The sequence below is a fragment of the Streptomyces boluensis genome (assembly GCF_009908195.1).
Lineage (GTDB): Bacteria > Actinomycetota > Actinomycetes > Streptomycetales > Streptomycetaceae > Streptomyces > Streptomyces boluensis.
Genome location: NZ_JAAAHS010000052.1, coordinates 1 through 20,348 on the forward strand (window position 1 = coordinate 1; position 20,348 = coordinate 20,348).

The following is a 20,348-nucleotide window of genomic DNA, read 5'->3' on the forward strand; positions in this document are numbered from 1 at the left end:
GCCCCACCCTCAGAGCGCTCCAGTTCAGCCGGCACAGCACCACGGGAAGCACCACACCCCAGCCGGCCATGCCCCTCCTCGCAACACAGCTCCACGCAGTACAGCTCTACGAAGCACACCGAAGTACCGCTCCACGAACCACACCGAAGTACCGCTCCACGAAGTACCGCGAAGCCCCCAGTACGGCCGACGTGCACACCCTGCATGCGGCCGCTCACCGCTCCGCCCAGCACGACCGCTTCAGCCTGCGCCCGCGCAGAAGCTCCACCCGTAACTCCACGGCCCGACCAGTGATCCGGCCCCGCTCCTCCGCACAGGGAGAGCCACAGGGTCACCCCTCGCAGTCGGCCGGCACAGCCCCGCAGCGCCCGTAACGCCCGAAGCACCGAGAGCACGCCGCAACACCCACAGCACCCCGCGGCCCACGACGGCCGCGCCCACAGCCCCAGCCTGTTCCAGGCGTGGAACGCCAGCTCGCCCTCGCCGGGTCGACCACCCGCCGCGAGAGGTCCGGGCACGGCCGGATCCCGCCGCCGCGAACAGGTCGTTCCGCATGCGCGCCGCACCCCCGACCGGGACGGTGCGCTCCGTCGCGTCCGCCACCGACGGCTCCCGCACCCCCGTACCCGTCAGCACCTCGCGCCCCGCACGTCCGCGGCCCGCTGGAGGTCGACCTCGTACGACGGGGGATGCACCACCCTGCGACAACCCACTGGGCGCGCGACGCACAGCGCACAACGCAGAAGCCCGGTGGACCTTTTCGGTCCACCGGGCTTCCGGTCGGCTTTCGCCACTGTGGGGCTAACAGGATTTGAACCTGTGGCCTCATCCTTATCAGGGATGCGCTCTAACCAACTGAGCTATAGCCCCGCCGCGCTCTGCGGTGTGTGTCCCGCGCGCTGACCACTGAAGATTAGCGCACGACGCGGCCAGTCCCAAAATCGATACTCAGGCGCCTCTGTGCGCCCTCACTCGTCCTCGGCGAGCGTGAGCTCGACACCGCCCACGAAACCGGCGGAGAGGTTGTAGATGAAGGCGCCGAGGGTCGCAAGCGCTGTGGCGAGCACCACATCGATCACCGCGATGATCGAGGTGAACAGCAGCACGCGCGGCAGCGACAGGAACGACTGGAGGTCGAAGCCGTTCGACTCGTTGGAGCCGGTGGCCTCGGCGATCGTGCCGCCGACCGTGGAGAAGACGCCCATGGCGTCCATGACCATCCACAGCACGGCGGCCGCGACGATCGTGCAGATCCCGAGGGCGATGGAGAGCAGGAAGCTGACCTTCATCACCGACCAGGGGTCGGCCTTCGCCACGCGCAGCCGTGCCTTGCGCGTACGCGGCATCGTCCGTACCCCGGTCCTCGGCTTACGGGCGGTGCCCTCGGGGGGCGTCTGGTAGGCCTGCGGCGGGTGGTACGGCTTGCCCGACTGCTGTGCCGGCTGACGCTCGCTGGGGAGCGCCCCGGGGGCGTACTCGGCGTTACCCGCGTACGCCTCCGGCTGCGGTCCTCGGGTGTCCGTCACGGTTCCCCCCTGCGCCCCTTGCGGGTCACCGGCGGGGCCACGGCCGCCGTCCGATCCGGTTGTCCCGCCTGAGGCGCCCGTGGCTCCACTCACGACCTACACTCCTCGCGCTTACTCGGACTCGGTGCTGCTGCCCTCGTCCGTGCCGGCGACCGGGGTCGACTCGTCCGACTCGTCGACGTCGCCGTCGACTTCCTCGGCCTCGCGTCCGGCCTCGGCGTTACGAGCGATGCCGACCACAGCATCGCGCTTGCCCAGGTTGATCAGTTGGACGCCCATGGTGTCACGGCCCGTCTCCCTGACCTCGTTGACTCGCGTACGAATCACGCCGCCCGACAGCGTGATGGCGAGGATCTCGTCGGTCTCCTCGACCACCAGCGCGCCCACGAGTTCGCCGCGGTCCTCCACGATCTTGGCGGCCTTGATACCGAGGCCGCCGCGACCCTGGACGCGGTACTCGTCGACGTTGGTGCGCTTCGCGTACCCACCGTCGGTGGCGGTGAACACGAACGTACCGGCCCTGACGACATTCATCGAGAGAAGCTCGTCGCCCTCGCGGAAGCTCATGCCCTTCACGCCCGAGGTGGCGCGGCCCATCGGGCGCAGCGCGTCGTCCGTCGCGGTGAACCGGATCGACTGGGCCTTCTTGCTGATGAGGAGCAGGTCGTCCTCGGCCGACACCAGCTCGGCGCCGATCAGCTCGTCGTCCGAACCGTCGTCCGCCTCACGGAGGTTGATGGCGATGACGCCACCCGAACGGGGCGAGTCGTAGTCCTTCAGTGCCGTCTTCTTGACCAGTCCCGCCTTGGTGGCGAGGACGAGGTACGGCACCGCCTCGTAGTCCCGGATGGCGAGGATCTCGGCGATCTGCTCGTCCGGCTGGAAGGCGAGGAGGTTGGCCACGTGCTGGCCGCGGGCGTCCCGTCCGGCGTCCGGGAGTTCGTACGCCTTCGCGCGGTAGACCCGGCCCTTGTTGGTGAAGAACAGCAGCCAGTGGTGGGTCGTGGACACGAAGAAGTGGTCGACGATGTCGTCCTGCTTGAGCTTCGTGCCGCGGACGCCCTTGCCGCCGCGCTTCTGCGAGCGGTAGTCCTCGGTCTTGGTGCGCTTGATGTAGCCGCCGCGGGTGATCGTGACGACGATGTCCTCTTCGGCGATCAGGTCCTCGATGGACATGTCGCCGTCGAACGGGACGAGCTTGGAGCGGCGGTCGTCGCCGAACTTGTCGACGATCGCGGCCAGTTCGTCGCTGATGATCTGGCGCTGCTTCTCCGGCGAGGCGAGGATCGCGTTGTACTCGTTGATCTTCGCCTGGAGCTCGTCGTGCTCCTGGGTGATCTTCTGGCGCTCCAGGGCGGCCAGGCGGCGCAGCTGCATCTCGAGGATGGCGTTGGCCTGGATCTCGTCGATCTGGAGCAGGTCCATCAGGCCGGTGCGGGCGACGTCGACGGTCTGGCTGCGCCGGATGAGGGCGATGACCTCGTCGATCGCGTCCAGGGCCTTGAGCAGACCGCGCAGGATGTGGGCGCGCTCCTCGGCCTTGCGGAGGCGGAACTTCGTACGCCGGACGATGACCTCGACCTGGTGGTTGACCCAGTGCCGGATGAAGGCGTCGAGGGAGAGGGTGCGGGGCACGCCGTCGACCAGGGCCAGCATGTTGGCGCCGAAGTTGGTCTGCAGGTCGGTGTGCTTGTAGAGGTTGTTGAGCACGACCTTGGCGACCGCGTCCCGCTTCAGGACGATGACGAGGCGCTGGCCCGTACGCGAGGAGGTCTCGTCGCGTACGTCGGCGATGCCGCCGATCTTGCCGTCCTTGACCAGGTCGGCGATCTTCTGCGCGAGGTTGTCCGGGTTGACCTGGTACGGGAGTTCGGTGACGACCAGGCACTGGCGGCCCTGGATCTCCTCGACCTCGATGACCGCGCGCATCGTGATGGAGCCACGGCCCGTGCGGTACGCCTCCTCGATGCCCTTGCGGCCGACGACGAGGGCGCCGGTCGGGAAGTCGGGGCCCTTGATGCGCTCGACGAGGGCGTCGAGGAGCTCCTCGTGAGAGGCCTCGGGGTGGTCGAGGTACCACTGGGCGCCGGACGCGACCTCGCGGAGGTTGTGCGGCGGGATGTTGGTGGCCATGCCGACCGCGATGCCCGCCGAGCCGTTGATCAGCAGGTTCGGGAAGCGGGCCGGCAGGACCGTCGGCTCCTGGTTACGGCCGTCGTAGTTGTCCTGGAAGTCGACGGTCTCCTCGTCGATGTCCCGGACCATCTCCATGGACAGCGGGGCCATCTTGCACTCGGTGTAGCGCATGGCGGCCGCGGGGTCGTTGCCCGGGGAGCCGAAGTTGCCGTTGGAGTCGACCAGCGGCATCCGCATCGACCAGGGCTGGGCGAGGCGGACCAGGGCGTCGTAGATGGAGGTGTCGCCGTGCGGGTGGTACGTACCCATGACGTCGCCGACGACGCGGGCGCACTTGTAGAAGCCCTTCTCGGGGCGGTACCCGCCGTCGTACATCGCGTAGAGGACGCGGCGGTGGACGGGCTTGAGGCCGTCACGGACGTCCGGGAGGGCGCGGGAGACGATGACGGACATCGCGTAGTCGAGATACGAGCGCTGCATCTCGGTCTCGAGCCCGACGGGCTCGACGCGCATGCCTACGCCGGGTGCCTGCGGTTCCTCGGGGGTGCCAGGGGTGTTCGGAGTGTTCTCGTCGGCCATTGCTGGTCAAAGTCCTTTCGAGCTGCGGCTGGTGCGGCCGACTCAGATGTCGAGGAAGCGGACGTCCTTGGCGTTGCGCTGGATGAACGAGCGCCGGGCCTCGACGTCCTCGCCCATCAGGACCGAGAACAGGTCGTCGGCCTGCGCGGCGTCGTCGAGCGTCACCTGGCCGAGGACGCGGTGCTCCTGGTCCATCGTCGTGATGCGCAGCTCCTCGGCGTTCATCTCGCCGAGACCCTTGAAGCGCTGGATCGTGTCGTCGCGGAAGCGCTTGCCTGCCTGCTTGCCGAGCTCGACGATGGCGTCGCGCTCGCGGTCCGAGTACGCGTACTCGAAGTCGTCCCGGGTCCACTTGATCTTGAACAGCGGCGGCCGGGAGAGGTAGACGTGCCCGGCCTCGACCAGCGGACGCATGAAGCGGAACAGGAAGGTCAGCAGCAGGGTGTTGATGTGCTGGCCGTCAACGTCGGCGTCCGCCATCAAGATGATCTTGTGGTAGCGGAGCTTCTCGATGTCGAAGTCCTCGTGCACCCCGGTACCGAAGGCCGAGATCAGCGCCTGGACCTCGGTGTTCTGCAGGATCTTGTCGACCCTGGCCTTCTCCACGTTCAGGATCTTGCCTCGGATGGGCAGGATCGCCTGGAACTCGGGGTTACGGCCGGACTTGGCGGAGCCGCCTGCGGAGTCACCCTCGACGATGAAGATCTCGCACTTCGTCGGGTCGTTGGACTGGCAGTCGCTCAGCTTGCCCGGCAGCGAGGCGCTCTCCAGGAGGCCCTTGCGGCGGGTCAGGTCACGGGCCTTACGGGCCGCGACCCGCGCCGTCTGTGCCTGGATCGCCTTGCGGATGATGTCCGCGGCCTCGTTGGGATTGCGGTCGAACCAGTCGGTGAGGTGCTCGTGCACGACCTTCTGGACGAAGGTCTTCGCCTCGGTGTTGCCCAGCTTGGTCTTGGTCTGGCCCTCGAACTGGGGCTCGCCGAGCTTGACCGAGATGATCGCGGTCAGACCCTCGCGGATGTCCTCGCCGGAGAGGTTGTCGTCCTTCTCGCGGAGCAGCTTCTTGTCGCGTGCGTACCGGTTGACCAGGGAGGTCAGCGCGGCGCGGAAGCCCTCTTCGTGCGTACCGCCCTCGTGCGTGTGGATCGTGTTCGCGAAGGAGTAGACGCCCTCGCTGAACTGCGTGTTCCACTGCATGGCGATCTCGACCGAGAGCATCCGCTCCTTGTCCTCGGCCTCCACGTCGATCACCGTGGGGTGAACGACGTCGCCCTTGCGGGAGTTGAGGTACTTCACGAAGTCGACGATGCCGCCTTCGTAGTGGTACGTGACCGTGCGGACCTGGTCGTCGCCGCCCTCGGCGGAGTCGGCGCCGGCGGTGGCCTTGGCGGACTCGCGCTCGTCGGTGAGCCGGATCGTCAGGCCCTTGTTGAGGAAGGCCATCTCCTGGAAGCGCCGCGAGAGCGTCTCGAAGGAGTACTCGGTGGTCTCGAAGATGTCCGGGTCGGCCCAGAACGTGACCGTCGTACCGGTCTCGTCGGTGGCCTCGTGACGCTCGAGCGGCGCGGTCGGGGCGCCCCCCTTGTAGTCCTGCGTCCAGCGGTAGCCGTCCGTCCGGATGTCGACGGCGAGCTTGGTCGACAGCGCGTTCACCACGGAGACGCCGACGCCGTGCAGACCACCGGAGACGGCGTAACCGCCGCCGCCGAACTTGCCGCCCGCGTGCAGCACGGTGAGGACGACCTCGACGGCCGGCTTCTTCTCGACCGGGTGGATGCCCACCGGGATACCGCGGCCGTTGTCGACGACGCGGACGCCGCCGTCGGGGAGGATCGTGACGTCGATGGTGTCGGCGTGCCCGGCCATGGCCTCGTCGACGGAGTTGTCGACGACCTCCTGCACCAAGTGGTGCAGGCCCCGCTCACCGGTCGAGCCGATGTACATGCCGGGTCGCTTGCGGACCGCGTCCAGACCCTCGAGGACGGTGATGGCGCTCGCGTCGTACGACGACGATGCCTCTCCGTTCTCGCCGGCGGGGGACGGGGTGTTCTCGTTGGGGTTGCCGGAATCGGCCACGAAGCGCCCTTTCTGGCACAGCACAAGCCGAGCTCCCGAGCCTTGGGAGCGGCTGCGTCGTTCAGTGTGTGTCGACTGGTGGTCGGCTGCGTTCGGACAGCCTGGTGCAGCGTTCTCGCGTGTTTCCTGACCGCGCCCCACGAGTGAGGCGAGATTAGCCTCCAGTCTACCGGTAGCGCCGACAGTGATGGGCGTTTGCCGGTACCTGAGTCCGCATGTGCCGCCCTGAACCGGACGCTGCCGACTCCCCATATGTGGAAAGGGGCTCCAAGAGGCTCACAGCGGCGCTCAGCGCTTCGGCCTGTCAACCCTCCGCTACCGTGCGGTAAGCCCCGTCCGGTAGGGGGCGCCGCATCAGCCGTACGTGTCGCCGGGACCCGTGCTTCCGGGGGCGCGCAGGGGGCCGAAACGGCGGGCGGGACCCTGCGGTCCGTACACCTTGATCAGCTTTACGGTGCCGTGGCCGAGGTCCTGGTTGAGCCGCGCCACCAGCTGCGGGGCGAGCAGCCGCAGCTGTGTCGCCCAGGAGGTCGAGTCGCACTGGACGGTGAGGACGCGCTCCTCCTCGTCGTACCGCTGCGGTACGCAGTGCTTGGCCAGGTCGTCGCCGACGATCTGCGGCCAGCGGCCCATGACGCCGCCCACCGCGGCCGGGGTCTCCCAGCCGCGCTCGGTGATCAGCCGGTTGATGGCGGCGCCGAGCGGCTGCGGATCGCGGCCGTCCGCGCGGGCGCCTGACCTGAGGCCGCCGCGCCTGGCCTGCTTCTTCTGCTCCGCGGCGGCACCACGCGCGCGTGCCTGCTCCTTCGCGGCGCGCAGCGCGACCCGGGCCAGGTCGACGCCGCTGGGCTCGGCGGGCTTCGGTGTGTCCTCCGGCTTGTCGGTCACGCCTTCGTCACCTCACCCGCGGCGACCGCGTACCGGACACCGGCCAGGACTGCCGGAACGTCGTCGTCCACCGCGGCCGTCACAAGGACCTGCTCGCCCGGAGCCACCAGTTCCGCGAGGCGTTCACGGCGCCGGGCGTCCAGCTCGGCGAAGACGTCGTCGAGCACGAGCACCGGCTCGTTCCCCTCGGCGCGCAGGAGGTCGTACGAGGCGAGGCGCAGCGCGAGGGCGTACGACCAGGACTCGCCGTGGCTCGCGTACCCCTTCGCGGGGAGCTGGCCGAGCTTGAGGAGCAGGTCGTCGCGGTGCGGGCCGACCAGGGTGACGCCGCGCTCGATCTCCTGCTTGCGCACCCCGGCGAGCGCCTCGATCAGCTGCTCGTACAGCTCGTCACGGCCAACACCCGAGCCCTCCGCGGACGGCCGGTACTCCAGGGCCAACGGGCCGCCGCCGGGCGCCAGTTGCTCGTACGCCTTGTCGGCGAGCGGCTGGAGTGTGGCGATCAGGTCGAGCCGCTGGGCGAGCAACTCGGCGCCGGCGCGGGCCAGATGCTGGTCCCAGACGTCGAGCGTGGACATGTCCATCGAGCGGCCGCCGTGCCTGCGGGCCATGGCGGCGGACTTGAGCAGCGTGTTGCGCTGCTTGAGCACCCGGTCGTAGTCGGAGCGGACTCCGGCCATCCGCGGGGCGCGGGCGGTGATCAGCTCGTCGAGGAAGCGGCGGCGCTCGCCCGGGTCGCCCTTCACCAGGGCGAGATCCTCGGGCGCGAACAGCACGGTACGCACGATGCCGAGCACATCACGCGGCTTGACCTGCGAAGACCTGTTGATACGGGCGCGGTTCGCCTTGCCCGGGTTGAGCTCGAGCTCGATCAGCTGCTGCCGCTCGCCCTGGCGTACGGAGGCGCGCACGATGGCCCGGTCGGCGCCCATGCGGACCAGCGGGGCGTCGGACGAGACCCGGTGGCTGCCCAGGTTGGCGAGGTAGCCGACCGCCTCGACGAGGTTGGTCTTGCCCTGCCCGTTGGGCCCCACGAACGCGGTGACGCCCGGCTCGAGCGGGACCTCGACCCGGGCGTACGAGCGGAAGTCGGCCAGCGACAGATGCGTGACATGCATGGCCGTGGACCGACCTCCCCCAAATGTGGACAGTCCCGTGGATCCGCGGACGGCGGATCCACAGGCTGTGGATCCGGACTGCTTACCTACTGCCGTTTTCCCACTGCGGTTCTCGTACTGCGGTTCTCGTACTGAGGGTCCGCTACTTCTTCTCCACCGCGTGGCCGCCGAACTGGTTGCGCAGCGCGGCGATCATCTTCATCTGCGGCGAGTCCTCCTGGCGGGAGGCGAAACGCGCGAACAGCGACGCGGTGATCGCGGGCAGCGGAACGGAGTTGTCGATGGCGGCCTCCACAGTCCAGCGGCCCTCGCCGGAGTCCTGTGCGTAACCGCGGAGCTTGTCGAGGTGCTCGTCGTCGTCGAGGGCGTTGACCGCGAGGTCGAGCAGCCAGGAGCGGATGACCGTGCCCTCCTGCCAGGAGCGGAAGACCTCGCGCACGTCGGTCACCGAGTCCACGGCCTCCAAGAGCTCCCAGCCCTCGGCGTAGGCCTGCATCATGGCGTACTCGATGCCGTTGTGGACCATCTTCGCGAAGTGGCCGGCGCCGACCTTGCCCGCGTGTACGGAGCCGAAGTCGCCCTCCGGCTTCAGGGCGTCGAAGATCGGCTGGACCTTCGCGACGTCCTCGGCGGAGCCGCCGTACATCAGCGCGTAGCCGTTCTCCAGGCCCCAGACGCCGCCGGAGACGCCGCAGTCGACGAAGCCGATGCCCTTGGCCGCGAGCTCCTCTGCGTGCTTCTCGTCGTCCGTCCAGCGGGAGTTGCCGCCGTCGACGAGGACATCGCCGGGCTCGAGCAGTTCGGCCAGCTCGTCGACGGTGGACTGGGTCGCGGCACCTGCCGGGACCATCACCCAGACGACGCGCGGACCCTTCAACTTGCCCACAAGTTCCTGCAGGCTGTGGACGTCCGCGAGGTCCGGGTTGCGGTCGTATCCGATGACGGTGTGACCTGCGCGGCGGATGCGCTCGCGCATGTTGCCGCCCATTTTGCCGAGGCCGACGAGACCGAGCTCCATCAGGTGATCCTTCAACTAGCGTGCTGGTGATTCGTAACCACGTCCGAGCCTACGCCCGCATGTGTCGGCACACCTGCTGGCCTGGGCCGCTCAACTGTGCGGCCCAGGCGCTGCCGGTCCGTCCGTGCTCAGCCGCTCAGACGGACGGGCATGATCAGGTACTTGTACGCCTCGTCCGCTTCGGCGTCGACGGCCGGCTTGCCGCTGAGCAGCGCGGGCTTGGTCGACGTGGTGAAGGAGAGCTGCGCGGCCGGGGAGTCGATGGCGCTGAGGCCGTCGAGCAGGAACGTCGGGTTGAAGGCGATCGAGATGTCGTCGCCCTCCAGCTGGGCGTCGACCCTTTCCACAGCCTGTGCGTCGTCGCTGGAGCCGGCCTCCAGGATGAGCACGCCCTGCTCGAAGCTGAGCCGCACCGGAGTGTTCCGCTCGGCCACCAGGGCCACACGCTTCACAGCCTCGACGAACGGGGCGGTCTCGATGACCGCGACCGAGTTGAACTCCGTCGGGAACAGCGTGCGGTACTTCGGCAGGTCGCCTTCGAGCAGCCGCGTGGTCGTACGCCGACCGGCGCCCTCGAAGCCGATCAGGCCCTCACCGGCGCCGGAGCTGGACAGGGCGATCGTGACGCTGTCGCCGCTGGTCAGCGACTTGGCGGTGTCCTGGAGGGTCTTGGCGGGCACCAGGGCGACCGCGGAGATGTCCGGCACCTCCGGCTTCCACAGGAACTCACGGACCGCGAAGCGGTAGCGGTCGGTGGAGGCGAGGGTGACGGTGTCGCCCTCGATCTCGATGCGCACACCGGTGAGCACCGGCAGCGTGTCGTCACGGCCCGCGGCGATGGCGACCTGGGCGGCGGCCGCGGCGAAGACCTCGCCGGGGACGGTGCCCGTGGCGGTCGGCATCTGCGGCAGCGCCGGGTACTCCTCCACAGGAAGGGTGTGGAGTGTGAATCGCGAGGAGCCGCAGACCACCGTCGCCCGTACACCGTCTGTGGAGATCTCCACCGGACGGTTGGGGAGGGCGCGGCAGATGTCCGCGAGCAGTCGGCCGGACACGAGGACCGTGCCGTCCTCCTCGATCTCCGCCTCGACGGAGACGCGCGCCGACACCTCGTAGTCGAAGCCGGAAAGGCTCAGCGCGCCTTCTTCCGCCTTCAGGAGCAGGCCCGCCAGGACCGGCGCCGGAGGACGGGCAGGGAGGCTGCGTGCCGCCCAGGCCACCGCCTCCGCGAGTACATCGCGCTCCACCCGGATCTTCACGTAAGCCGCCTCCTGCTGTTGCCTGGCTGCTCGCCCTGCTGGCCTGCTGAGCCCTCTGAGCTCTCATCGGTTTGGTTGGCGCATCCCCAAGGTGGGGAGAACGCCGGGGACCAGTCTGACGTACGGCACCGACACTCGGTGCGGCTCGGGGTCAAGTCGTGATGAGCGGCAGCCGACCGACGAAGCGCGAGTTGTGCACAGCCCCGTCTTCGAGACAAGTTTCCCGGTCTATCTAGGTAGGGGTAGTAGTAGGGGCTGTGGAAACGGTGGAAAACCCCGTTCTCGCAGGTCAGACCCCAAATTTTGTCCACCGACCCTGTGGGCGACGGCCGTGGATAACCCGGCTTGTCTGTGGACGGCGAAAAGTTCTGCACACCCGGTACACAGGACAGGGCGACTTCTCCCCAGGGCTGTCCCCAGCTTTACCCCGGTTCCCCACAGGCCAACCGAGCACCTTGGTGTGACGCCTTTCACTCGACCCGGTGAGAGGGCGCGTTGCGTTGCCGAACAGTGGACAGCCATGTGGAGAAGCTGGGGACAACCGCCCTCAGCCTGTGGGTCGCCGGTGGACAACTCATTTGGCCCCCTGTGGGTAAATCCTTCATCCACAGTCTGTGGAGAACTTTCATCCACGAATCCACAGCCATCTGACCTGGGGTGATGATCCGTCACCAGCCTTGCCTGTGGACACAGTCTGGACAACTCCCCAGTCCCCAGGGTGTGGACGGCCCACAAGGCGGTTTTCTGTGGAGAACAGCCTCCCGTATCCCCGGAATCGAACAGCCGGTGGCCCCTGGGGAAACCGAACCGGAGCTCCTGAACACCGATCCGCGCCCTCGGAGCCCCTCGAATCGGCTCTCGTCGACCCTCATCGGCGCCGCGCGGAGCTTCCGCCCGGCGCTCTGAAGGGCTCCAGGACAACTGGCCGTACGGACTTGGCCGTACGACGGAGGCGTGCATGGAGACGTGCTCCGAGGCGCACAACGAAGGGCGCCCCGGAGACGTGCTCCGGGGCGCCCTCGGGAACGCTGTGTGGCTGTCCTCAGCCGTTCTTGATGCGGTTGGTGAGCTCGGTGACCTGGTTGTAGATGGAGCGCCGCTCGGCCATCAACGCGCGGATCTTGCGGTCCGCGTGCATCACCGTCGTGTGGTCGCGGCCGCCGAACTGCGCGCCGATCTTCGGCAACGACAGGTCCGTGAGCTCGCGGCACAGATACATCGCGATCTGGCGGGCCGTCACCAGGACGCGGCTGCGCGACGATCCGCACAGGTCGTCCACCGTGAGCCCGAAGTAGTCCGCGGTCGCCGCCATGATGGCCGGCGCCGTGATCTCCGGAGCGGCGTCCTCACCGCCGGGGATCAGATCCTTGAGGACGATCTCCGTCAGACCGAGGTCCACCGGCTGTCGATTGAGCGAGGCGAAGGCCGTGACCCGGATCAACGCCCCTTCCAGCTCACGGATGTTGCGCGAGATCCGGGACGCGATGAACTCGAGGACCTCCGGCGGAGCGTTGAGCTGCTCCTGCACCGCCTTCTTACGGAGGATCGCGATCCGGGTCTCCAGCTCGGGCGGCTGGACATCCGTGATCAGGCCCCACTCGAACCGGTTCCGCAGCCGGTCCTCCAGCGTCACCAGCTGCTTGGGCGGCCGGTCACTGGAGAGCACGATCTGCTTGTTGGCGTTGTGGAGCGTGTTGAAGGTGTGGAAGAACTCCTCCTGCGTCGACTCCTTGTCCGCGAGGAACTGGATGTCGTCGACGAGCAGGATGTCCATCTCGCGGTACCGCTTGCGGAAGCTGTCGCCCTTGCCGTCACGGATCGAGTTGATGAACTCGTTGGTGAACTCCTCCGAGCTCACATACCGCACCCGCGTGCCGGGATAGAGGCTGCGCGCGTAGTGCCCGATCGCGTGCAGCAGGTGCGTCTTGCCGAGGCCCGACTCCCCATAGATGAACAGGGGGTTGTACGCCTTCGCGGGGGCCTCCGCGACCGCCACCGCCGCGGCGTGCGCGAAGCGGTTCGAGGCGCCGATGACGAAGGTGTCGAAGAGGTACTTCGGGTTCAGCCGCGCGGTCGGCTCGCCCGGACCCGTAGCGGGCGCCGGCTGTGCCGCGAGCGGTCCGGGGGCACCACTGGAGGCGGGCAGCGAAGCGGAACCGGGCCCGCCGCCATGGACACCGCGACCGACCGGACCGCCATGACCGGTGTGCCCCGAGTGGCCCCCGTGCCCGCCGTCGGGTCGCTCCCTGCGCTCGGGCCGCCCCTGCTGCTCATAGGGCGACCGGTCCTGCTCGTACTGCGACCGCTCCTGTTCGTACGAGGGCCGCTCCTGCTCGTACTGCCCACGGTCCTGCTCGTACTGCGAGCGGTCCTGCGGGGCCGAGCGGTAGTCGTGCTGGGAGGACGGCGAGGCGTACGGGTCGCGCTCGGGGAAGCCGAGGCGCGGCTGCTGCCAGCCGTAGTCGTCCTGCGTCGGCCGGGGCCAGGCGCCGGGCTCCGGCCGCTGGTAGTCCGGGTAGGCGGGCCGGGCCGTCGGCAACTGGTCGGAGTGCGAACCGTGCGAACCCGGGTGCTCGCCCCGGCCCGGCACGTCGTCGCGGCGCCGATAGGACTCGTACTGCTCGCGCTGGTCCCGTTCCCGCTGATCCCTGGGGTCCCGCTGATCGCGGTCCTGCCCGGACTGGGACAGCTCGGGCTCGTCGTAGCGGTGCGGCTCGTCGTAGCGCTGCTGCGACGGCGCGGGGGAAGGCGCGGGGCCCGGCTCGTTCGCGGAGTCGTCGACGGTGATCGCGATCCGGATCGGCCGCCCGCACTCCCGGCTCAGGGTCTCGCTGACCACGGGAGCGAGCCGCCCCTCGAGTACGCCCTTCGCGAACTCGTTCGGAACGGCCAGGAGCGCCGTGTCGGCGACCAGTGCCAACGGCTGGCAGCGCCGGATCCAGTGCTCGTCCTTCGCCTCGACGCCCTGCCCGCGACCTTCGCCCAGGAGTTGTTCCAGCACGCGTGGCCACACTGCGGCAAGATCGGCAGGTACGTCAGCCACAGGGCACGCTCTCTCATGGGTCCCACGAATGTGTGGTTCTCGGGACGGGTCGCAACGGAAATCGGGTGGCGCGGGGGGAAGGGAACGAATCGGAGTTCGGCCACGGTAGTCAGGGCGGCCGGTGCGGTTCAAGTTGTTGTCCACAGGCTGTGCACAGTGTCCCTCACTGCGCTCCCGGTTTGACCGGATGGCGTAGCCGCGCGTACCGTGACCAGGTCGAGTTGTCGATGGCTGCTGCCGCCTGCCTCCGATGGGCAATGGATCACGGTCCGATTTGAACCGTGTAGCGGTGCACTCGGGCGTATGCGAGCTCCTCGCGGGCGCACGGTGACAGCCAGACGACACCCGCCGTCACCCGATTCATCTCTGGAGCCCCCGAGTGAGCAAGCGCACCTTCCAGCCGAACAACCGTCGTCGCGCGAAGACCCACGGCTTCCGTCTTCGCATGCGTACCCGTGCCGGCCGCGCCATTCTGGCGACCCGCCGCAGCAAGGGTCGCGCCCGCCTGTCTGCCTGATCCGTAAACAGGTCATGACGTCGTGCTGCCTACCGACAACCGGCTGAGGCGGCGCGAAGATTTCGCGATCGCGGTACGCCGAGGACGCAGGGCCGGACGCCCTCTCCTGGTTGTACATCTACGCAGCGGTACAACGGACCCGCACGTGCCTGGGGAGAGCGTTCCCCCGACACGTGCGGGTTTCGTCGTGAGCAAGGCCGTGGGCGTAGCCGTCGTACGGAACAAGGTGAAGCGCAGACTTCGCCATCTGATGCGCGATCGGCTCGCCCAGCTGCCCCCCGGTAGCCTGGTAGTCGTACGAGCGCTGCCCGGTTCGGGCGACGCCGATCAAGCACAACTGGCCCGAGACCTGGACGTCGCCCTGGAGCGACTGCTGGGAGGGGGCGCGCGATGAAGTACCCACTGCTGGCCTTGATCAAGATCTACCAGTGGACCATCAGTCCACTCCTTGGCCCGGTGTGCAAGTACTACCCGTCGTGCTCCCATTACGGCTTCCAGGCCATCGACCTGCACGGTGCGATCAAGGGCACGGCGCTTACTGCATGGCGCATCCTGCGGTGCAATCCGTGGTCGCACGGCGGTGTGGATCATGTGCCGCCGCGCAAGCGACCCCGATGGCACGAAATGCTGCGCAACGCCTGGCGCAACAAGGGCGGGAAGTCCGCCACTGAGACCCCGTCCCATGCTCAAGGAGCCTGATTAGTGGACACGATCGCCAGTTTCTTCAGCTTCATCACCACACCTGTCGCGTGGGTCATCGTCCAGTTCCACAAGCTGTACGGGGCGATCTTCGGCCCTGATACGGGCTGGGCCTGGGGCCTGTCGATCGTGTCTCTGGTGATCCTCATCCGGATCTGCCTGATCCCGCTCTTCGTGAAGCAGATCAAGGCGACTCGTGGCATGCAGACGCTGCAGCCCGAGATGAAGAAGATCCAGGAGCGCTACAAGAACGACAAGCAGCGCCAGTCCGAAGAGATGATGAAGCTGTACAAGGAGACGGGCACCAACCCGCTCTCCTCGTGCCTGCCCATCCTGGCGCAGTCGCCGTTCTTCTTTGCCCTGTACCACGTGCTGAACAGCATCGCCTCGAACGAGACCGTCGGTGACGTCATCGACAAGTCCCTGCTCGCGAGCGCGCAGAAGGCGCACATCTTCGGTGCCCCGCTGGCCGCGAAGTTCATGGACAGCGCCGAGAAGGTCGCTTCCCTCGACGCCACGCTGCTCAACGTCCGCATCGTGACCGCAGTCATGATCATCATGATGTCGCTGTCGCAGTTCTTCACGCAGCGCCAGCTCATGACGAGGAACGTCGACATGACGGTCAAGACGCCGTTCATGCAGCAGCAGAAGATGCTGATGTACGTCTTCCCGGTCATGTTCGCGGTCTTCGGTATCAACTTCCCCGTTGGTGTCCTCGTCTACTGGCTGACCACCAACGTGTGGACCATGGGCCAGCAGATGTTCGTCATCCGCCAGAACCCGACCCCGGGCAGCAAGGCGCAGGGCGCCTACCTGGAGCGTCTGCAGGCGCGACTGACCCGTGCCTCCGGCGGCAAGATGCGGAAGGGCGAGCGCAACATCGTCAAGGCGATCGTCGCCAAGGGCCGCGACCGCAACGACACCGAGCGCAAGTTCATCAACGGACTGAGCAAGGTGGGCCTGGTGGCCCAGGCCGACGGTCTCGTGGTGAAGAGTGACTCCGCTGTCGCCGTGGCCGAGGACGGGGACGACTCCGCCGGTACGGCGAAGCGGCAGCAGCCCAAGCGCCAGAGCAAGTCCCAGCGCCAGTCCGGTGGGGCCCAGGCCGGGGCGAAGAGCGACGAGGTCGAGAAGACCTCGCTGGTGAAGTCCGAGGACGAACCCCAGGACTCCGCCCCCAAGGCCAAGCCGGCGGGTGCCAAGCCCGGCTCCGGTAACCAGAGCGGCACCGGCACCGGCGGCCGCAGCAAAGCCAAGTCCGGACAGCGCAAGGGCCAGCAGCGGCCCAAGCACCCGTCCAAGAAGTAAGAAGGAGCCCATCCCGTGACGGAAGGCACCACCACCTCGGCTGATGCTGAGGCCGGCGACACCCTGACCCGCCTTGAGCAGGAGGGCGAGATCGCGGCGGACTACCTCGAGGGTCTGCTGGACATCGCCGATCTCGACGGCGACATCGACATGGACGTCGAGGCCGACCGGGCCGCTGTCTCGATCATCAGCGACTCCAGCGGCCGCGACCTCCAGAAGCTCGTCGGCCGTGACGGCGAAGTGCTCGAAGCGCTTCAGGAGCTCACCCGGCTCGCCGTGCACCGCGAGACCGGCGACCGCAGCCGACTGATGCTGGACATCGGCGGCTTCCGGGCCAAGAAGCGCACCGAGCTCTCCGAGCTGGGCGCCAAGGCCGCGGCCGAGGTCAAGAGCAGCGGTGAGCCGGTCAAGCTCCAGCCGATGACCCCGTTCGAGCGCAAGGTCGTGCACGACGCGGTCAAGAGCGCCGGCTTGCGCAGCGAGTCCGAGGGCGAGGAGCCGCAGCGCTTCGTCGTCGTACTCCCCGCCTGAGCCCACGCAGTTACCGGCCCCGTCTGTTCGCAGGCGGGGCCGATCTTTGTCAGCCTGATAGTCAGCACCCAGTGCGGTACGGAAGGACGGTCCCCGTGACGGAGGCAGCAGAACTCCCCCCGGCGCCGGAACAGGCCCGTGAGGTATTCGGTGAGCGCTTCACCGACGCGGTCCGGTACGCGGAGCTGCTGGCCGACGCAGGTGTACGGCGAGGGCTCATCGGCCCGCGCGAGGTGCCCCGGCTGTGGGAACGCCACCTGCTGAACTGTGCGGTGCTGTCCGAGGTCGTGCCCGAGGGTGTGACGGTGTGCGATGTCGGCTCGGGGGCCGGACTGCCGGGCATCCCGTTGGCCCTTGTCCGCCCCGACCTGAAGATCACGCTCCTTGAGCCCTTGCTGCGCCGTACCAATTTCCTCACCGAGGTCGTGGAGCTGCTCGGCCTCGACCATGTGACCGTCATGCGCGGCCGGGCTGAGGAGGTCATGGGCAAGTTCCAGCCCGTCCATGTCGTGACCGCTCGTGCCGTCGCGCCGCTCGACCGCCTCGCGGCCTGGGGCGTACCGCTGCTCCGTCCGTACGGAGAGATGCTGGCGCTCAAGGGCGACACCGCGGAGGAAGAGGTCAAGGCTGCCCGTGCCGCGCTGAGCAAGCTCGGCGCGGTGAAGACCTCGGTGCTCCACGTCGGCGAGGGCGTGGTCGATCCGCTCTCCACCGTGGTGCGGGTCGAGGTCGGTGAGAGCCCCGGCGGTGTGCGCTTCGCGGCCAAGCGGGCCAAGGCCGCGCGTGCCACGCGGGCGTCTCGCGGCCGTCGACGCTGATCGAACCCTCAGCGTCTCGGCGGTCCTGATCTGGGCGTCGGGCATGAACACCCTTGAACTCCCTGGACACCTAGAGCGCCCTGAACGCCTTGGTCGTGTGACGGAGTTGGGCTGTTCCGATGGCTCGCTCGCGCCAGTATGTACAAAGCGGGCAAATCGGAGTGTCGCGGGTTTAACGGACGTGACCCTGGCATCGTGTTTCACGTGAAACGTCGCTCACTGCTCCAGGGCATTATCAGCCGAGGCCGAGCTGCGGCTCCGCGCGACCGGAAACCCCCCGTACGAGGGGCGGAGTTGTCCACAGACGTGGATTCATCCACAGAAGAAGGGGCCTCGCTGGTTCGCGACCCCAAGGGCATGGGAGGCTCTGTCCATTGCGAGCCTGAAGTCGAGGAGAGTGAATCCTTGCGGTCCGACGCCAACATCGCGGGACCGATGACCGATCCGGTCCCCGGTCCCCGTACCGAGTCGGCGGGGGAGGATGTTTCACGTGAAACACCGAGCCCGATGGACGACACCCCCATTGGTCGTGCTGCCCAACTGGCGGTGGAAGCTCTTGGCCGCGCCGGTGAGGGTCTGCCACGGCCCGAGCAGACCCGAGTCATGGTGGTCGCCAACCAGAAAGGCGGAGTCGGGAAGACGACCACGACGGTCAACCTTGCCGCTTCGCTCGCGCTGCACGGTGCGCGCGTCCTGGTGATCGACCTTGACCCACAGGGCAACGCCTCCACGGCGCTGGGGATCGACCATCACGCCGAAGTCCCTTCCATCTACGACGTGTTGGTGGAGAGCGCGCCGCTCTCCGACGTCGTCCAGCCGGTTCCTGACGTCGAGGGACTCTTCTGCGCTCCGGCCACCATCGATCTCGCCGGTGCGGAGATCGAGCTGGTGTCGCTGGTCGCGCGGGAGAGCCGCCTGCAGCGAGCCATCCAGGCCTACGAGCAGCCGCTGGACTACGTCCTGATCGACTGCCCGCCGTCCCTCGGCCTGCTCACGGTCAACGCTATGGTCGCCGGCGCGGAAGTGCTCATCCCGATCCAGTGCGAGTACTACGCACTGGAGGGTCTGGGGCAGCTACTGCGTAACGTCGACCTCGTGCGGGGCCACCTCAACCCCCATCTGCATGTGTCGACGATCCTGCTCACCATGTACGACGGACGGACCCGCCTTGCCTCCCAGGTGGCGGACGAGGTGCGCAACCACTTCGGCGAAGAGGTGTTGCGGACGAGCATCCCCCGCTCCGTGCGTATCTCGGAGGCGCCCAGCTACGGCCAGACCGTGCTGACTTATGATCCGGGGTCGAGTGGCGCACTCTCGTACCTCGAAGCGGCACGAGAGATGGCCCTGCGCGGTGTGGGCATGCAGTACGACGCTCACCATGGCCACTCGAGTACGCAGAACGGGCGGCAGAACATGGCGGAGGGGATCCAATGAGCGATCGACGTAGAGGGCTGGGGCGCGGCCTGGGTGCACTGATCCCAGCAGCGCCCACCGGAGAGAAGTCGGTACCCGCGGCGACGGGCGAGGCGACGACCTCCCCCGCAGCCGTGCCGGTGCTCACCGCTGAGCGCGGTGTGGCGGCGGCCAAGGTGGCCGCTCTGCCGCAGGGCAATGTTCCACGTGAAACCGAGCAGTCGGCGAGCCAGCAACAGGCTGTCCCGGAGTCGCCGGCGGGTGCGCACTTCGCCGAGCTGGAGCTCGACAGCATCACGCCCAACCCGCGCCAGCCGCGTGAGGTCTTCGACGAGGACGCGCTCGCCGAGCTGATCACCTCCATCAAGGAGGTCGGTCTTCTCCAGCCCGTCGTCGTACGGCAGTTGGGACCCTCGCGGTACGAGCTCATCATGGGTGAGCGCCGTTGGCGGGCGTGCCGTGAGGCCGGCCTGGAGCGGATTCCCGCGATCGTGCGTGCCACGGACGACGAGAAGCTCCTCCTGGACGCCCTCCTGGAGAACCTGCACCGCGCGCAGCTGAACCCGCTGGAAGAGGCCGCGGCCTACGACCAGTTGCTGAAGGACTTCAACTGCACGCATGACCAGCTGGCGGACCGGATCGGCCGCTCGCGGCCGCAGGTCTCCAACACGCTGCGTCTGCTCAAGCTGTCGCCTGCGGTTCAGCGGCGGGTGGCGGCGGGCGTGCTGTCCGCCGGTCACGCTCGGGCGCTGCTCTCGGTCGACGACTCGGAGGAGCAGGACCGCCTGGCCCACCGGATCGTCGCCGAGGGGCTCTCGGTTCGGGCGGTCGAGGAGATCGTCACGCTGATGGGGTCGCGTCCCCAGAGCGCGCCTCGCAGCAAGGGGCCGCGTGCCGGTGGACGGCTCTCCCCGGCGCTCACCGGTCTGGCTACCCGGCTCTCGGACCGGTTCGAGACGCGGGTGAAGGTCGACCTGGGGCAGAAGAAGGGCAAGATCGTCGTCGAGTTCGCCTCCATGGACGACCTGGAGCGCATCCTCGGCACGCTCGCCCCGGGCGAAGGTCCCGTCATGGACAAGGGGCTCTCCGACGAGGACGCGGACGCGTAGCCACAGCGCGACGCGTAGACGCAGCGGACGCTTCAGAGCTGGAGCGCAGAAGCATCAAAGAGCAGGCCGTGTCCGGTTTCATCCGGAACACGGCCTGCTCTTTGCTTTCTGTCGGTATCGATGCAATCGCTTCGTGGATACGATGCGTTCGGATAGAGCGCATCCACCTGGCAGCACTTCAGCAGTGGGAGGTGGGGGCCATGCGATCAGTGAGCCGCACAGGCCTGGTGACCGCAGGACTCGGCTTGGGGGTCGTCGCCGGATTCGTCGGCAGCCTGCTCAGGGAACGGAGCCTTCTGACAGCCGCCCG

General features: G+C 68.0%; 15 protein-coding genes, 1 tRNA gene and 2 pseudogenes. 8 read left to right on the top strand and 10 right to left on the bottom strand.

Annotated elements, in window-relative coordinates; genetic code table 11:
- Window positions 1-796: 796 nt before the first annotated feature.
- From GUY60_RS09960 to GUY60_RS40140, 10 genes and pseudogenes are all read right to left on the bottom strand, one after another.
- Window positions 797-870: transfer RNA gene (locus GUY60_RS09960), tRNA-Ile, on the bottom strand.
- Between the two features lie 98 nt (window positions 871-968).
- Entirely contained in the window at window positions 969-1,619 is a 651-nt protein-coding gene (locus GUY60_RS09965) for a DUF3566 domain-containing protein (protein ID WP_161696033.1), read from the bottom strand.
- 18 nt (window positions 1,620-1,637) lie between these two features.
- The gene (gyrA, locus tag GUY60_RS09970) at window positions 1,638-4,241 is read right to left on the bottom strand and encodes a DNA gyrase subunit A (protein ID WP_161696034.1); all 2,604 of its coding nucleotides are present in this window, start codon (window positions 4,239-4,241) and stop codon (window positions 1,638-1,640) included.
- A 42-nt stretch (window positions 4,242-4,283) separates the two neighbouring features.
- Window positions 4,284-6,341, bottom strand: a complete 2,058-nt coding sequence (gene gyrB, locus GUY60_RS09975; protein ID WP_161696036.1) for a DNA topoisomerase (ATP-hydrolyzing) subunit B — start codon at window positions 6,339-6,341, stop codon at window positions 4,284-4,286.
- Between the two features lie 330 nt (window positions 6,342-6,671).
- Window positions 6,672-7,205 (bottom strand): DciA family protein, encoded by a 534-nt coding sequence (locus GUY60_RS09980; protein ID WP_161696038.1) that lies wholly within the window; start codon window positions 7,203-7,205, stop codon window positions 6,672-6,674.
- A complete protein-coding gene (gene recF, locus GUY60_RS09985; protein ID WP_161696040.1) occupies window positions 7,202-8,323 on the bottom strand; it encodes a DNA replication/repair protein RecF in 1,122 nt (373 codons plus the stop codon). Before recF ends, GUY60_RS09980 begins: the two co-directional genes overlap by 4 nt.
- 142 nt (window positions 8,324-8,465) lie before the next feature.
- A complete protein-coding gene (gnd, locus tag GUY60_RS09990) occupies window positions 8,466-9,341 on the bottom strand; it encodes a phosphogluconate dehydrogenase (NAD(+)-dependent, decarboxylating) (protein WP_161696042.1) in 876 nt (291 codons plus the stop codon).
- Window positions 9,342-9,469: 128 nt separating this feature from the next.
- Window positions 9,470-10,600, bottom strand: coding sequence for a DNA polymerase III subunit beta (dnaN, locus tag GUY60_RS09995; RefSeq protein ID WP_161696044.1), 1,131 nt, complete (start codon window positions 10,598-10,600; stop codon window positions 9,470-9,472).
- A gap of 1,042 nt (window positions 10,601-11,642) precedes the next feature.
- Window positions 11,643-13,160 (bottom strand): annotated as a pseudogene (gene dnaA / locus GUY60_RS10000) (chromosomal replication initiator protein DnaA); the annotation flags it as partial.
- 155 nt (window positions 13,161-13,315) lie between these two features.
- Window positions 13,316-13,643 (bottom strand): annotated as a pseudogene (locus GUY60_RS40140) (chromosomal replication initiator protein DnaA); the annotation flags it as partial.
- A gap of 379 nt (window positions 13,644-14,022) precedes the next feature.
- Between GUY60_RS40140 and rpmH the strand changes: the two are divergent.
- From rpmH to GUY60_RS10040, 8 genes are all read left to right on the top strand, one after another.
- Complete coding sequence (rpmH, locus tag GUY60_RS10005) at window positions 14,023-14,160, top strand: 50S ribosomal protein L34 (protein ID WP_003975051.1); 138 nt, start codon at window positions 14,023-14,025, stop codon at window positions 14,158-14,160.
- Window positions 14,161-14,182: 22 nt separating this feature from the next.
- Window positions 14,183-14,554, top strand: coding sequence for a ribonuclease P protein component (gene rnpA, locus GUY60_RS10010; RefSeq protein ID WP_161696048.1), 372 nt, complete (start codon window positions 14,183-14,185; stop codon window positions 14,552-14,554).
- Window positions 14,551-14,859: a membrane protein insertion efficiency factor YidD gene (yidD, locus tag GUY60_RS10015; RefSeq protein ID WP_161696050.1), complete on the top strand. Its 309-nt coding sequence runs from the start codon at window positions 14,551-14,553 to the stop codon at window positions 14,857-14,859. The genes rnpA and yidD overlap by 4 nt, the downstream gene beginning before the upstream one ends.
- 3 nt (window positions 14,860-14,862) lie before the next feature.
- Complete coding sequence (gene yidC, locus GUY60_RS10020; protein WP_161696052.1) at window positions 14,863-16,167, top strand: membrane protein insertase YidC; 1,305 nt, start codon at window positions 14,863-14,865, stop codon at window positions 16,165-16,167.
- Between the two features lie 15 nt (window positions 16,168-16,182).
- Window positions 16,183-16,698 (top strand): Jag family protein, encoded by a 516-nt coding sequence (locus GUY60_RS10025; RefSeq protein ID WP_161696054.1) that lies wholly within the window; start codon window positions 16,183-16,185, stop codon window positions 16,696-16,698.
- A gap of 95 nt (window positions 16,699-16,793) precedes the next feature.
- On the top strand, window positions 16,794-17,516 hold the full coding sequence (gene rsmG, locus GUY60_RS10030) for a 16S rRNA (guanine(527)-N(7))-methyltransferase RsmG (protein WP_161696056.1): 723 nt from the start codon (window positions 16,794-16,796) through the stop codon (window positions 17,514-17,516).
- A 357-nt stretch (window positions 17,517-17,873) separates the two neighbouring features.
- Window positions 17,874-18,950, top strand: coding sequence for a ParA family protein (locus GUY60_RS10035; protein WP_161696073.1), 1,077 nt, complete (start codon window positions 17,874-17,876; stop codon window positions 18,948-18,950).
- Window positions 18,947-20,038 carry a ParB/RepB/Spo0J family partition protein gene (locus tag GUY60_RS10040; RefSeq protein WP_161696058.1) on the top strand — a complete coding sequence of 364 codons (1,092 nt, stop codon included), beginning with the start codon at window positions 18,947-18,949 and terminating at the stop codon, window positions 20,036-20,038. The genes GUY60_RS10035 and GUY60_RS10040 overlap by 4 nt, the downstream gene beginning before the upstream one ends.
- Window positions 20,039-20,348: the final 310 nt, after the last annotated feature.